Here is a 13437-nt window from a genome sequence, read left to right as displayed (position 1 = left end):
TACTTCCCCTGGCTGACAAGTCGTGGGAAGCCTTAGCGCGGGACTTGCCCGCGCGCAAGCGAGGCGCTTTCAATGTGCGAGGGCGGGCCCCAAGCCAAGAATAGCGCCCTGCCGTGCCGGGGAATCGCGACGCCGGCCCATGTGTCAGGCTTCCCGCTCCTGCGCCGCCTGGCGGTATGGCGCCGCCTCGATGCCGTGCTTGCGCATCAGCGCCCAGAACGCCCGACGGTGCTTGCAGCAAGCCCTTGCCGCCTGCGCCACGTTGCCGCCGTGGCGAGACAACGCAAGCCGGATGTAATCGCGCTCGAAGCCGTCCACCACCCGCGCCTTCGCCGTTCTGAAGGATTCATGCGCGGCGCGCAGATGCTGATGGCGCCAGCCGGCCAGAGTCTGCTCGACCAGATCAGGCGACACCCGGGCACGCAAGGCCCCGGGGCGCTGCGCTCCCGCCGTACCCGGCCGTGGCGCAGACTCTCGGTAGGCGGCCGCCGGCTCGCGTATGCCTGCGTGCGGCACGCCACGCCGATGCGCGTGGCTGGCCAAGCGACCAAGGCGCACCCGCAAGCTTTCAAGGCAGACCGGCTGCGCCACGAAATCTGAAGCGCCAAGGTTCAACAGGTCTTCGATGGCGGGGGCCTTTACGTCCGAAATCAGCAGCAGCACCGGCGTGGCCAGCGCGGGCTGCGCTTGCTGCAAGGCCGTCCGCGCCCAGGACAACGAGGCCGGCGCGACCGGCAGGATGCAGCAGTCATAGCGCTTGAGCGCCACCGCCAGCCGGGCCAGCGCCTGCACATCCGCGCCCGCGGCTAGGCTGTCCACCGGAGCCTCGACATCCGCCGCGGCGGCCTCCCCCTCAGGCGCCTGACCGGCAGCCGCGTAACGAATCGGACTCAGCGACACCAGGTGCAGCCGCACACGCGTCTGTCTGGCCGGATGCCTCGCGACCAGGTCGCGCATCGCCCCTTCGTGACCAGGCGCCAACAGGACTCCGCAATCCAGGACTTCTCGCACGCTTTCCTCCTCTGCTTGACCAGGAAAGCTGAAGGCTACTGTTGCGACTGTCGCCTCGCCATTCGTAGTGGTCGCATTGCGGCTAGCGCAAGCGTGCCCGCAATGCCGGGCGGCGGGCATGAAAAAAGCGGCCCGGGGGCCGCCTTTTTCGAATCCGGGGCGAACCCCGGGGCACAGCTTCGCCGCTTAGTGCGAACGGCCGCCTTGGCGCAGCTTGCGCGCCGCGATGGCTTGCGCAGCCAGCATGGCGAGTTCGGCTTCGACCACGGCGATGTCGGCCTTGTCCTTGGCGTTCGCCAGGGCCTGTTCGGCCTTCTGGCGCGCTTCCAGGGCGCGGGCTTCGTCCAGGTCGGCGGCACGGATGGCCGTGTCCGCCAGAACCGTCACGCTGCCCGGCTGCACTTCCAGAATGCCCCCGGCGACGAAGATGTTCTCCTCGCCTTGGTCGGCACGAACGATCTTGACCGTCCCGGGGCGTATGCGCGAGATCAGCGGGGTGTGGCCGGGCAGAATGCCCAGTTCACCCGCTTCGCCAGGCAGCACCACGAACTTCGCCTCACCGGAGAAGATCGCTTCCTCTGCGCTGACGACATCCACATGCAGGGTAGCCATATCGGTTCCTTATTGCAGTTTCTTGGCCTTCTCGAAGGCCTCGTCGATCGAGCCGACCATGTAGAAGGCCTGTTCCGGCAGCGCATCGCACTCGCCGTTCACGATCATCTTGAAACCACGGATGGTTTCGGCCAGCGGGACGTACTTGCCGGGCGAGCCGGTGAACACTTCCGCAACGTGGAACGGCTGCGACAGGAAGCGCTGGATCTTACGGGCGCGGGCCACGGCCTGCTTGTCTTCCGGCGACAGTTCGTCCATGCCCAGAATCGCGATGATGTCGCGCAGTTCCTTGTAGCGCTGCAGCGTTTGCTGCACGCCACGGGCAACGGCGTAGTGCTCTTCGCCCACGACTTGCGGGTCGAGCTGGCGGCTGGACGAATCCAGCGGATCCACGGCCGGGTAGATACCCAGGGCGGCGATGTCACGCGACAGCACGACGGTCGAGTCCAAGTGCTGGAAGGTCGTGGCAGGCGACGGGTCGGTCAAGTCGTCCGCAGGGACGTACACGGCCTGGATCGAGGTGATCGAGCCGGTCTTGGTCGACGTGATGCGCTCTTGCAGCTTACCCATTTCTTCGGCCAGCGTGGGTTGGTAACCCACCGCCGACGGCATACGGCCCAGCAGTGCGGACACTTCGGTACCGGCCAGGGTGTAGCGGTAGATGTTGTCCACGAAGAACAGGATGTCGCGGCCTTCGTCGCGGAACTTCTCGGCCATGGTCAGGCCGGTCAGCGCCACGCGCAGACGGTTGCCCGGGGGTTCGTTCATCTGACCGAACACCATCGCAACCTTGTCCAGAACGTTCGACTCTTCCATTTCGTGGTAGAAGTCGTTGCCTTCACGGGTACGCTCACCCACGCCGGCGAACACCGACAAGCCGCTGTGCTGCTTGGCGATGTTGTTGATCAGTTCCATCATGTTGACGGTCTTGCCCACGCCGGCGCCGCCGAACAGGCCGACCTTACCGCCCTTGGCGAACGGGCAGACCAGGTCAATAACCTTGATGCCGGTTTCCAGCAGTTCCACCGACGGCGACAGTTCGTCGAAACGGGGAGCCGGCTGGTGAATGCCACGCTTTTCGTCGTGCTGGATCGGGCCAGCTTCGTCGATGGGACGGCCCAGCACGTCCATGATGCGGCCGAGCGTGCCGGTGCCGACGGGCACCGAGATCGGGGCGCCCGTGCCGGTGACTTTCATGCCGCGACGCAGACCGTCGCTGGAGCCCAGCGCAATGGTACGCACCACGCCGTCGCCCAGCTGCTGCTGCACTTCCAGCGTCAGACCCTTTTCGGCGAACGAGGAACCCTCGTCGGCCAGAGTAAGCGCTTCGTAGATCTTGGGCATTTGATCGCGGGGGAACTGAATATCCACCACGGCGCCGATGCACTGAACGATGGTTCCGTTGCTCATGTCGATTCCTTGCTTGATAGCTTTTGACGGGATGCCGCGCCTCAAACGGCGGCGGCGCCCCCTACGATTTCCGAAATTTCTTTGGTGATCGCGGCCTGACGGGTCTTGTTGTAGACCAGTTGCAGATCGCCGATGACCTTCTTGGCGTTGTCCGACGCCGCCTTCATGGCGACCATCCGGGCCGACTGCTCCGAAGCCATGTTCTCGGCCACGGCTTGGTACAGCAGGCCTTCAACGTAACGCTGCAGCAGGTCGTCGATCACGCTACGGGCGTCGGGTTCGTAGATGTAATCCCAGCTGTATTCCGACTTCACTTCCGAGGTCTTGGCCAGGTTCTCAGCACCCGTCTGGTACGGATCATCCAAACCGCTGGCCAACGGCAGCAGGCGCAAGAACATCGGCTCCTGCTTCATCGTGTTGACGAAGCGGGTCGAAGCGACGTACAGCGCGTCGATGCGGCCTTCCAGGTAGGCGTCCAGCTGCACCTTGATCGCGCCCAGCAGGCGGTCGAGTTGCGGCTTGTCGCCCAGTTGCACTTCCTGGGAAACCAGTTTGGCGCCGATGCGGGTCAGCACGCCCACGCCCTTGTTGCCGAAGGCGGTCGCTTGCACGGCGATGCCGTTCTTCTCGAACTCTTTCAGCTTGGCCAACGTCACGCGGGTGATGTTGGTGTTCAAGCCGCCGCACAGGCCCTTGTCGGTCGTGACCATGATCACGCCGACCGCCTTGACGTCGCGCTCGACCAGGTACGGGTGGCTGTATTCGGGGTTGGCCTGCATCAGGTGCGCAGCAATCTCGCGCACCTTGGTGGCGTACGGACGGCCAGCACGCATCCGTTCCTGCGCCTTGCGCATCTTGGATGCGGCGACCATTTCCATCGCCTTGGTGATCTTGCGCGTGTTTTGCACGCTCTTGATCTTGGTTCGGATTTCCTTAATTCCGGGCATTGCGCTTTCCTGTGAAGACTGGCCGATGGGTTCCGCTGGCGCCTCATCCATCCGGGAAGGATGGGTGAGGCGTCGCGGACGCCTAACCCATCACTTTCTTAAAAAGCACCGTGCTTCTTGAATTCCTGGATGGCGGCGGCCAATTCGGCTTCGTCATCCTTGGACAGTTCCTTGGTGTCTTCGATGCGCTGGATCAGGGCCGCATGCTTGGCCTTCAGTTGATCCTTCAGCGACTTCTCGAACGACAGCACTTGGGCCACGTCCACTTCATCCAGGTAGCCGTTGTTGACCGTGTACAGCGTGACGGCCAGTTCCCACACTTGCAGCGGCTGGTACTGGGGCTGCTTGAGCAGTTCCACCACGCGCTTGCCGCGTTCCAGCTGGCGACGGGTCGCGTCGTCCAGGTCGGAAGCAAACTGCGCGAAGGCGGCCAGTTCACGATACTGCGCCAAGTCGGTACGGATACCGCCGGACAGCTTCTTGACGACCTTGGTCTGAGCAGCGCCACCCACACGCGACACCGAGATACCGGCGTTGATAGCGGGACGGACACCGGCGTTGAACAGGTCGGTTTCCAGGAAGATCTGGCCGTCGGTGATCGAGATCACGTTGGTCGGAACGAAGGCCGAAACGTCGCCAGCCTGGGTTTCGATGATCGGCAGCGCGGTCAGCGAGCCGGTCTTGCCCTTGACGGCGCCTTCGGTGAACTTCTCGACGTACTCTTCGTTCACGCGGGCAGCGCGTTCCAGCAGGCGCGAGTGCAGGTAGAACACGTCGCCCGGGTAGGCTTCGCGGCCCGGCGGACGGCGCAGCAGCAGCGAGACCTGGCGGTAGGCCCAGGCTTGCTTGGTCAGGTCGTCATAGACGATCAGGGCGTCTTCGCCACGATCGCGGAAGTATTCGCCCATCGTGCAGCCGGCGTAGGCGGCCAGGTACTGCATGGCGGCCGAGTCGGAGGCCGAAGCGGCCACGACGATGGTGTATTCCATCGCGCCGTGCTCTTCCAGCTTGCGGACCACGTTGTTGATCGTGGAAGCCTTCTGGCCGATAGCGACGTACACGCAGGTGACGCCCTTGCCCTTCTGGCTGATGATGGTGTCGACAGCGACGGCGGTCTTGCCGGTCTGGCGGTCGCCAATGATCAGTTCGCGCTGGCCACGGCCGATGGGAACCATCGAGTCGATAGCCTTGATGCCGGTTTGCAGCGGCTGCGACACCGAGCGGCGGGCGATAACGCCAGGCGCCACTTTTTCGATGATGTCGGTAGCCTTGGCATTGACCGGGCCCTTGCCGTCGATCGGCTCGCCCAGCGTGTTGACCACGCGGCCCTTCAGTTCCGGACCGACCGGGACTTCCAGAATGCGGCCGGTCGTCTTGACCTGGTCGCCTTCGGAAACGCCCGTGTAGTCGCCGAGAATAACGGCGCCGACGGAATCACGCTCGAGGTTGAGCGCCAGACCGAAAACGTTGTTGGGGAATTCGAGCATTTCGCCCTGCATCACGTCGGACAAGCCGTGGATGCGGGTAATACCGTCGGTCACGGACACGACGGTGCCCTGAGTACGGACATCAGCCGAAGCGCCCAGGCCCTCGATGCGGCTCTTGAGCAGTTCGCTGATCTCGGAGGGATTGAGTTGCATATTGACTCCTGGAATCCTGTTAGTTGCCTTAAGCGGCGAGCTGATCGCGCATGCGGGCCAATTGGGCTTGTACGGAAGTATCGAGCACCTGGTCACCGACGGCCACGCGCACGCCGCCGATCAGCGACGGATCAACGGTGACGCTGGGCTTGAGCTTGAGGCCGAATTTTTGTTCGAGCGCGGTAACCAGCTCTTTGACCTGGGCATCGCTCAACTCGAACGCGCTGGTGATTTCCGCCTGCGCCGTGCCGTCGTGACGATTCCGCAGCGCCGCGAATTGCGTGGCGATGTCGGGCAGCAGCAGCAGCCGGTCGTTTTCGACCAGCAGCTCGATGAAATTGCGGGCGGCTTGAGGCAGTTCGGCCTTTACCAGGCCGGAGAACAGCTCGACGCGCTGCTTGTCGCCCAGACGCGGGTCGGCCATGGCCTCGCGCACATCGGGGTTGGAGGCGACCTGCGACAGTTCGCTGACCAGGTCGGACCAGGCCGGCAAGCCGGCCTTGTCGTCGCATGCCGCGCTGAAGAGCGCTTCAGCGTAGGGCCGGGCAACAGTGGAAAGTTCAGCCATGACGGTCCCGGATTAAAGCTGCGCGCGGAGCTGGTTCAGCAGCTCGGCGTGTGCGCGGGCGTCAACCTCGCGCTTGAGGATCTGTTCAGCACCCTTGACGGCCAGCGCAGCGACGTCGTCGCGCAGCAGGTCGCGGGCGCGCTGGACTTCCTGCGCGGCATCCTGGGCAGCCTGAGCCACGATACGGGCGCGCTCGGCTTCCGCTTCACGGCGGGCCTGCTCGATCAGGGAGGCGGCTTGCTTCTCGGCCTCGATGATGCGGGCGTGGTTTTCGGACTTGGCAGAAGCCTCGATCAGACTAACGCGCGCCTGGGCTTGAGCCAGATCGGCTTTACCCTTCTCGGCGGCGGCCAGGCCGTCGGCGATTTTCTGGCGGCGCTCGTCCATCGCCTTCGTCAGGGGAGGCCACACGAATTTCATCGTGAACCAGCCCAGAACGAAGAACACGAGCATCTGGAAAATGATCGTCGCGTTCAGATTCACGGTCGTTCCTTTAACACCTTGCGGCTCCGACCGCACCCGGAAAGGGGCGTCACGGAGCACTCGATACTTTGCTTGGCGGCGACGGAGCTTGCACCCGCATCGCCGCCAGCGTCATGACCCGCCTTTTCGCCGGCGGGCGGTGCCTTAGCCGACGAACGGGTTGGCGAAGGCGAACAGCATGGCGATACCCACGCCGATCAGGAATGCCGCGTCGATCAGGCCAGCCAGCAGGAACATCTTCGTTTGCAGAGCGTTCATCAGTTCAGGCTGACGAGCCGAGGCTTCCAGATACTTGCCGCCCATCAGTGCGATGCCGATGCAAGCGCCGATAGCGCCCAGACCGATGATAAGACCGCAAGCGAGGGCAACGAAAGCGACGTTGGTCATGACAACTCCTTGGTTAGAAATCTGAAGTCAAAAATTGAAAAATAAGGGGTACTGCTCAATGCAAGATAATCTTGCTATCCCGTGCTGGCCGGATGGCCAGCGCGGGAAATTCGGGGGATCAGTGGCCTTCGTGAGCCTGGCCGAGGTAAACCAGCGTCAGCATCATGAAGATGAAGGCCTGCAGCAGGACGATCAGGATGTGGAAGATCGCCCAGATGGAGCCGGCCAGGATGTGGCCGACGCCCAAGCCGATGCTGGAGGCGTTAAAGCCGGTCCAGGCGCCGCCCAGCAGGGCGATCAGCATGAAAATCAGTTCGCCGGCGAACATGTTGCCGAACAACCGCATGCCCAGCGACACGGACTTGGCGGCGTATTCGATCAGGTTCAGCAGCAGGTTGAACGGGGCCAGCACGATGGCGCCGATACCGTGCGCGTGGAACGGCGCGGTGAACAGTTCCTTGACGAAGCCGCCCGGGTGCTTGATCTTGATGCCGTAATAGAACATCAGCAGCAGCACGCCCAGCGACATGCCCATCGGCACGTTCAGGTCGGCGGTCGGCAGAATGCGGTGGTAGTAGAGCGGGTCGCCGTGCTCAGCGCCCAGGCCGGTGAGGCGCCAGATGGAGGGCAGCAGGTCGACAGGCAGCAGGTCCAGCGCGTTCATCAGGATGATCCAGAGGAACACGGTCAGGGCCAGCGGGGCGATGAAGAGGCGGCTCTTGGCATTGTGGACGATGCCCTTGGCCTGGTCGTCGACCATGTCGACGATCATTTCCACGAAGGCCTGGAAACGGCCCGGAACGCCACTGGTGGCGCGGCGCGCGGCGCGCCACAGGAAGAAAATGACGATCAGACCCATCAGGCCCGACCAGAACAACGAGTCGTAGTTGATGATGTCGAACTGAGCGATAGCGCTCTGTTTCTCACCCGTATTGTTCAGATGCACCAGGTGGTGCTGAATATACGCGGACTGAGGCGACACGTCGCTGGCAGCAGCCATTTGAATCCTACCCTATTTGCTGTATGCCCGGCCCTTGCGAACCGGACGATTCCACGATTTCGTTTGCCGCAAACCTGCTCGGCGCTATGACAACTTGCGGAACATCATGAGCAGGAGATATCCCTTCAAGGTGAGTATCAGACCGAGCAGCACGGCAGGCCATACGAGGCTATCCTGCGCCACACGCGAAAGCAGCCACAACAGCAATGCCGTTGCGAACAACTTGATCAACTCACCAGAGAGAAAGGTAAAGGGACTGGCTTTACCGGTCCGTACGCTGACAGCAAGGCGCAATGCGAACAACGCATTGGGAATGAAATACGCTCCCGCCCCCGCCAGCGCCGACCAACCCGCCGCCGCCCCTCCGACAACCCCCGCAATCACTGCTGCTGCGAGCCCCATGGCACCTTGCGCTGCCAATGCCAACAGGAGCCCGCGGCTTGCTTGAGCATCCAGCGCCACGCGATCCGCGTCACTGAGAACCAGAACTTTATCCGTCATGTCGTGGTCAAACACTGCTTGCCTATGACCGTGACCTTCAACCGGACCCTGCCGCACTTCCTGCTGCATGGAGTTCTGTTGCATCAAACTTCCTCGCTTTGCTTCTTGCCCCTATCAGAACCGGCGCTGCCTTGCTGCCTGTAGCTGCTGCCCGTAGCTGCCTCCCATAGCCGGCGTGCCGTGCTCTTGCACTGGCTTTCGCATTGATTCCAAAAGCATTTTCAATGCGCCACCCGCTACTTGTCAGCCGCTACGTGTTCTTATCCCGCAAGCGTCAAACCCGCAGAGTATAGCGTGATTCTTTTTACCCTAGCAAATGAACTTTCGGCCGTTTGTAAGGTGCAAACAACGCTTGGTTGGAACGAAATTAGGGACGCGAATCAGCTTGCGCGGCCTGCTGCGCACACCCTGCGCGATGCAACGCGGCCTCCGCAATGGAGGCCGCGCTTTTTACCATCAAAACGGGATCAATCTTCCTTGACCGGCGGCGGCGCCCACTGGCCGTCCAGCGCCGTGTCCTGGGGCGAATACAGACGCATGCTGAGCAGGAATGGTGCATCGGCGGCAGGCGAGGCGATCCAGTTCGAGCGTTTGCGCTCGCCGGGATCGCGGCGCTGGATGTAGATATCCAGCGAACCGTCGGCGTTGTACTTCAGGCCGTCGGTGCTGCGCAGCACATAGCGGTTGGCCGGATTGTCGGCGAAGCCGTGCTTTTCGTCGTAGACGTGCAGCGACCAGAAAGCATTGGCCGGCGGCAGTTGCCCCTTGTCGAAATGCAGCACGTAGTCCTCATTGGAGTTCAGCGCGCGGCCCTTGGAATCCGACACGGTCACCGGATACAGCACATCCTCGGGCGTGGGCGCGCCCAGGCCTGCGTAGGCAATGGCGGCGCGGCGCGTGTAGTCCGTGCCATAGGTGCCGATCCCCGACAGGACCGTGCTCCAGCCGTTCATGGGCGTGCCCAGGCGCGACACTCCGTCGGCGATGCGCCGGCCCGCCAGCGGCTGCGCCTGCGTCAGGGCCTGCTGCACTGCCGGGCTCAGGCGGCCGTAGGAAAAAGGCTGCCGGCCATCCAGGCCGATGCGACGCATGCGGTCCAGGATCGGCGTGTCATTGGCGTGCGGCGGGTTGTTGCGCAGCACGTCGAAGAACAGCGTGAAGAACGAGGCTGCGTCCATGCCGGCGGCCTGTTCGGCCGGCGTGCCGTCGGGCACGGTCACGGGCATGGGCGGCGGCAGGTCGCTGCCGATCGGCGCCGAGCCGACGCCAGGCCCGGTCTGCGGATAGGCGCTACGGGAATTGCGCATGCCGGCGGGCCGGGTCGTGACGGTTGCAGCCAGCGGGCTGGCGGTCATGCCGGCCTGGATCTGGTTCACGGCCGCATAGTCCTGCGGACCGCCCGCCTGGGTCCAGCCGATCAGCCAGCCGGTGGCGGTGGGGCTATGGATCACGTCCATGCCGGGCGGCACGCTGCCCTGCCAGCCCGGACCGACGATCACGAACGACTGGGCGCCATTGCCATTGGTCCGCGTGCCGCGCGAGGCGAACACGTCGCTCCACATGTCCAGCGCCGACAACACTATATAGCGGTCGCCGGTCGCGGGCAGGTTCACGATCAGCGGCGCGCGCGACACGTCAAACCACAGACTGGAATACAACGCGTCGGCGCTGGGCCAGGGCGTGTCGCCCGCGCGCGGATCGGGGAAGGCGGCCTTGTGGCCGAACTGATTGACCGGCGCCTTGCCATCCAGCGGCGTCTGCACGGCCGTCGCCTTGCGGCGGGCCAATTCCATCAGGACCATCGGATAGGCGTAGACATAGGCGTCGATGGCGATGTCGCGCAGCTCTTGCTCGCTCATCTGCGGCGCGGGCGCGGAGGCCGCCGGGTACGGCGTCTCGGACACCAGGCGCAGGGACGGACGCGGCGATTGCGCCTGGGCGGCGCTCAGGAAGCAGGCGCTCAGCGCACCGGCAAGGACCGCGGCGGACCACCGGCGGGTAGCGATAGATGTACGCATGCAAGGCTCCTTATTGATTTTGTCTGCAAGCGAGCCGCCGCGCCGGACTTGCCAGTTCGGGCAAGCCTCTCTGGCGCGGCACCTCGAGGTGACGCTTTTTCAGGATAGGACCGAACACTGCAACAAGGTGCTGCCGAACCGTTTCAAGGCGCAACGCCCGGGCGAGGGGTCGCGCAAAAGAAAACGCGCCCTGGCAGGGCGCGCGGGGCAAATCCAGAGTCGCCCGGGCAGCGGACCCGGGCGTAACAAGGATTAACGGTGTTTGAAGTCCGGTTTGCGCTTTTCGGTGAAAGCGGCCATCCCTTCCTTCTGGTCTTCCGTGGCGAACAGCGAATGGAACACGCGGCGCTCGAACAGCAGGCCCTCGTTCAGCGAACCCTCGAATGCGCGGTTGACGCATTCCTTGGCCATCATGACCGACGGCAGCGACATCGAGGCGATGACGGTGGCCGCGTCCATGGCCTCTTCCATGAGTTTGTCGGCCGCGACCACGCGCGACACGAGGCCCGCGCGTTCCGCTTCCTCGGCGCCCATCATGCGAGCGGTCAACGCCAGATCCATGGCCTTGGCCTTGCCCACCGCGCGCGGCAGGCGCTGGGTGCCGCCGGCGCCCGGGATCACGCCCAGCTTGATTTCGGGCTGGCCGAACTTGGCGGTATCGGCGGCGATGATGATGTCGCACATCATGGCCAGTTCGCAGCCGCCACCCAGGGCGTACCCGGCCACGGCGGCGATCACGGGCTTCCTGATGCGCTTGAGCGTTTCCCAGTTGCGCGTGATGTATTCGCTGCCATACACATCCATGTAGGACCAGTCTTTCATGGCGCCGATGTCGGCGCCGGCGGCGAAGGCCTTTTCGCTGCCGGTGATGACGACGGCGCCGATATCGGCGTCGGCTTCAAACGCCAGCAGCGCCGCGCCGAGCTCATTCATCAGTTGATCGTTCAAGGCGTTCAGGGCCTTGGGGCGGTTCAGCGTCAGCAGGCCGACGCGGCCCCGGGTTTCGACCAGCACAAACGACTCGCTCATTGATGTCTCCGAAGAAGTATGAAAGTAAGATATGGCCATGGAAAAAGACAACGCTCTGCCGCTACTTTACCGCCTTGCGCCCCACGATCCGGCCGGACACCGCTACCGGATAACCCTAAGCATCGCAGCCCCCTCCCCCGACGGTCAGCGCCTGTCGCTGCCGGCCTGGATTCCGGGCAGCTACCTGATCCGGGATTTCTCCCGCCAGATTGAATCGCTGACGGCCCATTCGGGCACGCGACGCGTGCCTGTCGACAAGATCGACAACCACACCTGGCAAGCCGCGCCCTGCGAGGGTCCGCTGCGCGTGGAGTATGAGGTTTACGCCTGGGACCTGTCGGTGCGCGGCGCGCATCTGGATGAAACCCACGGCTTCTTCAACGGCACCAGCGTGTTCCTGCGCGTACACGGCCAGGACCATCTGCCCTGCCTGATAGACCTGGCACCGCCACGCTCGACTCCAGACTGGAAGGTCTATACCAGCCTGCCGGAAGCCCGCGGCCACAAGGGCGCCGCCCGCCGTCACGGCTTCGGGCTTTATCTGGCACCGGACTACGACGCGCTGATCGACCATCCGGTGGAAATGGGCACGCCCCAGGTGTCGCGCTTTGTGGCGCACGGCGCCGAGCACGAACTGGTGTTCACCGGGGTCGCGCCCAATCTGGACCTGGCCCGCATCACCGAAGACGTGCGCAAGATCTGCGAAACCCAGATCGCATTCTTCGAGCCGCGCAGCAAGCGCGCCCCCTTCCTGGACAGTTCAGACCGCTACGTATTCATGACCATGGTCACGGGCGACGGCTATGGCGGACTGGAGCATCGTGCCAGCACGGCGCTGATGACCGCCCGCAAGGACCTGCCCGTGATCGGCCAACAGGGTCAGGGCGAAGGCTACCGCGGCTTTCTGGGCCTGGTGAGCCACGAGTATTTCCATACGTGGAACGTCAAGCGGATCAAGCCCGAAGCCTTTGTTCCCTACGATCTTTCGCAACCCGACCTGACGCGGCTGCTGTGGGTGTTCGAAGGATTCACGTCTTATTACGACGATCTGCTGCTGCTGCGTTCGGGCGCGATCACGCAACCCGACTACCTGCGCCTGCTCGCCAAGACCATCACCAGCGTCGCGCGCACGCCGGGCCGCAAGAAACAATCGGTGGCGGAGAGTTCCTTCGACGCCTGGACTCGCTATTACAAGCAGGACGAAAACTCGCCGAACTCCCTGGTCAGCTATTACACCAAGGGCGCGCTGGTGGCGTTGGGACTGGATCTGCTGATCCGCCGGGAAACGGACGGCGCGCGCTCGCTGGACGACGTGATGCGTCTGCTGTGGAGCCGCTATGGGCGTGACTTCTACCAGGGCAAGCCGCAAGGGTTGCCGGAGGATGGACTGCCGGCGCTGATTCTGGAAGCCACGGGCGTGGACACGCGCCGCTTTATCGCGCGCCACGCCTACGGGACCGCGGATGTGCCTTTGGCGGAACTGCTGGAGCCCCAGGGCATCAAGCTGCAATGGAAGCCCACGGCCAATATTCCTTCACTGGATGTGCGTACGCGCAAGCAGGGAGAATCGCTGGTGCTGGCCACGGTGCTGGAAGGCGGTGCGGGGCACAAGGGTGGATTGTCGGCCGGGGATGTGCTGGTGGCGGTGGATGGCTTGCGGGTGGATGCGCCGGCCGGGCTGGAACTGCTGTTGGCGCAGTACCGGGCGGGGGATCGCGTGACCGTGCATGTGTTCCGGCGGGATGAGTTGCGAGAGTTCCGGGTGCGGTTGGGTGCGCCGGAGGCGTTGGATTGTGTGTTGACGAGTTGAGATTGCGGGTTTTTTGGGAGG

The 13437-nt window shown here is 63.8% G+C and carries 13 protein-coding genes; 1 reads left to right on the top strand and 12 read right to left on the bottom strand.

From position 1 onward, the window contains the following. Positions 1 to 144: 144 nt before the first annotated feature. The 12 genes from CEY08_RS07610 to CEY08_RS07555 all read right to left on the bottom strand — a co-directional run bounded on the left by CEY08_RS07610 (position 145) and on the right by CEY08_RS07555 (position 11606). On the bottom strand, positions 145 to 1011 hold the full coding sequence (locus CEY08_RS07610; RefSeq protein WP_232033782.1) for a helix-turn-helix domain-containing protein: 867 nt from the start codon (positions 1009 to 1011) through the stop codon (positions 145 to 147). A 186-nt stretch (positions 1012 to 1197) separates the two neighbouring features. Beyond that, positions 1198 to 1623 carry a F0F1 ATP synthase subunit epsilon gene (locus CEY08_RS07605; protein WP_013391134.1) on the bottom strand — a complete coding sequence of 142 codons (426 nt, stop codon included), beginning with the start codon at positions 1621 to 1623 and terminating at the stop codon, positions 1198 to 1200. 9 nt (positions 1624 to 1632) lie between these two features. Continuing rightward, entirely contained in the window at positions 1633 to 3033 is a 1401-nt protein-coding gene (gene atpD, locus CEY08_RS07600) for a F0F1 ATP synthase subunit beta (protein WP_042795567.1), read from the bottom strand. A gap of 41 nt (positions 3034 to 3074) precedes the next feature. Continuing rightward, positions 3075 to 3980: a F0F1 ATP synthase subunit gamma gene (atpG, locus tag CEY08_RS07595; protein WP_042795568.1), complete on the bottom strand. Its 906-nt coding sequence runs from the start codon at positions 3978 to 3980 to the stop codon at positions 3075 to 3077. A gap of 98 nt (positions 3981 to 4078) precedes the next feature. Next, positions 4079 to 5620 carry a F0F1 ATP synthase subunit alpha gene (atpA, locus tag CEY08_RS07590; protein WP_042795569.1) on the bottom strand — a complete coding sequence of 514 codons (1542 nt, stop codon included), beginning with the start codon at positions 5618 to 5620 and terminating at the stop codon, positions 4079 to 4081. Between the two features lie 28 nt (positions 5621 to 5648). Continuing rightward, positions 5649 to 6188, bottom strand: coding sequence for a F0F1 ATP synthase subunit delta (locus CEY08_RS07585; protein ID WP_063639303.1), 540 nt, complete (start codon positions 6186 to 6188; stop codon positions 5649 to 5651). A 12-nt stretch (positions 6189 to 6200) separates the two neighbouring features. Continuing rightward, complete coding sequence (locus CEY08_RS07580) at positions 6201 to 6671, bottom strand: F0F1 ATP synthase subunit B (protein WP_013391129.1); 471 nt, start codon at positions 6669 to 6671, stop codon at positions 6201 to 6203. Positions 6672 to 6815: 144 nt separating this feature from the next. Then, a complete protein-coding gene (atpE, locus tag CEY08_RS07575; protein WP_003815363.1) occupies positions 6816 to 7058 on the bottom strand; it encodes a F0F1 ATP synthase subunit C in 243 nt (80 codons plus the stop codon). A gap of 118 nt (positions 7059 to 7176) precedes the next feature. Next, positions 7177 to 8058 carry a F0F1 ATP synthase subunit A gene (atpB, locus tag CEY08_RS07570; protein WP_042795571.1) on the bottom strand — a complete coding sequence of 294 codons (882 nt, stop codon included), beginning with the start codon at positions 8056 to 8058 and terminating at the stop codon, positions 7177 to 7179. A gap of 84 nt (positions 8059 to 8142) precedes the next feature. Then, on the bottom strand, positions 8143 to 8559 hold the full coding sequence (locus CEY08_RS07565) for an ATP synthase subunit I (protein ID WP_076818091.1): 417 nt from the start codon (positions 8557 to 8559) through the stop codon (positions 8143 to 8145). Between the two features lie 467 nt (positions 8560 to 9026). After that, a complete protein-coding gene (locus tag CEY08_RS07560) occupies positions 9027 to 10577 on the bottom strand; it encodes a DUF1254 domain-containing protein (protein ID WP_063961368.1) in 1551 nt (516 codons plus the stop codon). 252 nt (positions 10578 to 10829) lie between these two features. After that, the gene (locus CEY08_RS07555) at positions 10830 to 11606 is read right to left on the bottom strand and encodes an enoyl-CoA hydratase (RefSeq protein ID WP_006386761.1); all 777 of its coding nucleotides are present in this window, start codon (positions 11604 to 11606) and stop codon (positions 10830 to 10832) included. Between the two features lie 31 nt (positions 11607 to 11637). Between CEY08_RS07555 and CEY08_RS07550 the strand changes: the two genes are divergently transcribed. Beyond that, on the top strand, positions 11638 to 13416 hold the full coding sequence (locus CEY08_RS07550; protein WP_408609557.1) for a M61 family metallopeptidase: 1779 nt from the start codon (positions 11638 to 11640) through the stop codon (positions 13414 to 13416). Positions 13417 to 13437 lie beyond the last annotated feature (21 nt).

It is taken from the genome of Achromobacter insolitus, from assembly GCF_002209555.1.
GTDB lineage: Bacteria > Pseudomonadota > Gammaproteobacteria > Burkholderiales > Burkholderiaceae_B > Achromobacter > Achromobacter insolitus.
Note: the sequence above shows the minus strand (reverse complement) of the source record. Positions and strands in the feature narration are given on the sequence as shown.

Bases quoted from the DNA above. Each gene is read 5' to 3' on its own strand.
- CEY08_RS07605 (WP_013391134.1), bottom strand. From the start codon at position 1,623: ATGGCTACCCTGCATGTGGATGTCGTCAGCGCAGAGGAAGCGATCTTC.
- atpD (WP_042795567.1), bottom strand. From the start codon at position 3,033: ATGAGCAACGGAACCATCGTTCAGTGCATCGGCGCCGTGGTGGATATT.
- CEY08_RS07565 (WP_076818091.1), bottom strand. From the start codon at position 8,559: ATGACGGATAAAGTTCTGGTTCTCAGTGACGCGGATCGCGTGGCGCTG.
- CEY08_RS07550 (WP_408609557.1), top strand. From the start codon at position 11,638: ATGGCCATGGAAAAAGACAACGCTCTGCCGCTACTTTACCGCCTTGCG.
- CEY08_RS07560 (WP_063961368.1), bottom strand. From the start codon at position 10,577: ATGCGTACATCTATCGCTACCCGCCGGTGGTCCGCCGCGGTCCTTGCC.
- atpB (WP_042795571.1), bottom strand. From the start codon at position 8,058: ATGGCTGCTGCCAGCGACGTGTCGCCTCAGTCCGCGTATATTCAGCAC.
- atpE (WP_003815363.1), bottom strand. From the start codon at position 7,058: ATGACCAACGTCGCTTTCGTTGCCCTCGCTTGCGGTCTTATCATCGGT.
- CEY08_RS07585 (WP_063639303.1), bottom strand. From the start codon at position 6,188: ATGGCTGAACTTTCCACTGTTGCCCGGCCCTACGCTGAAGCGCTCTTC.
- atpA (WP_042795569.1), bottom strand. From the start codon at position 5,620: ATGCAACTCAATCCCTCCGAGATCAGCGAACTGCTCAAGAGCCGCATC.
- atpG (WP_042795568.1), bottom strand. From the start codon at position 3,980: ATGCCCGGAATTAAGGAAATCCGAACCAAGATCAAGAGCGTGCAAAAC.
- CEY08_RS07555 (WP_006386761.1), bottom strand. From the start codon at position 11,606: ATGAGCGAGTCGTTTGTGCTGGTCGAAACCCGGGGCCGCGTCGGCCTG.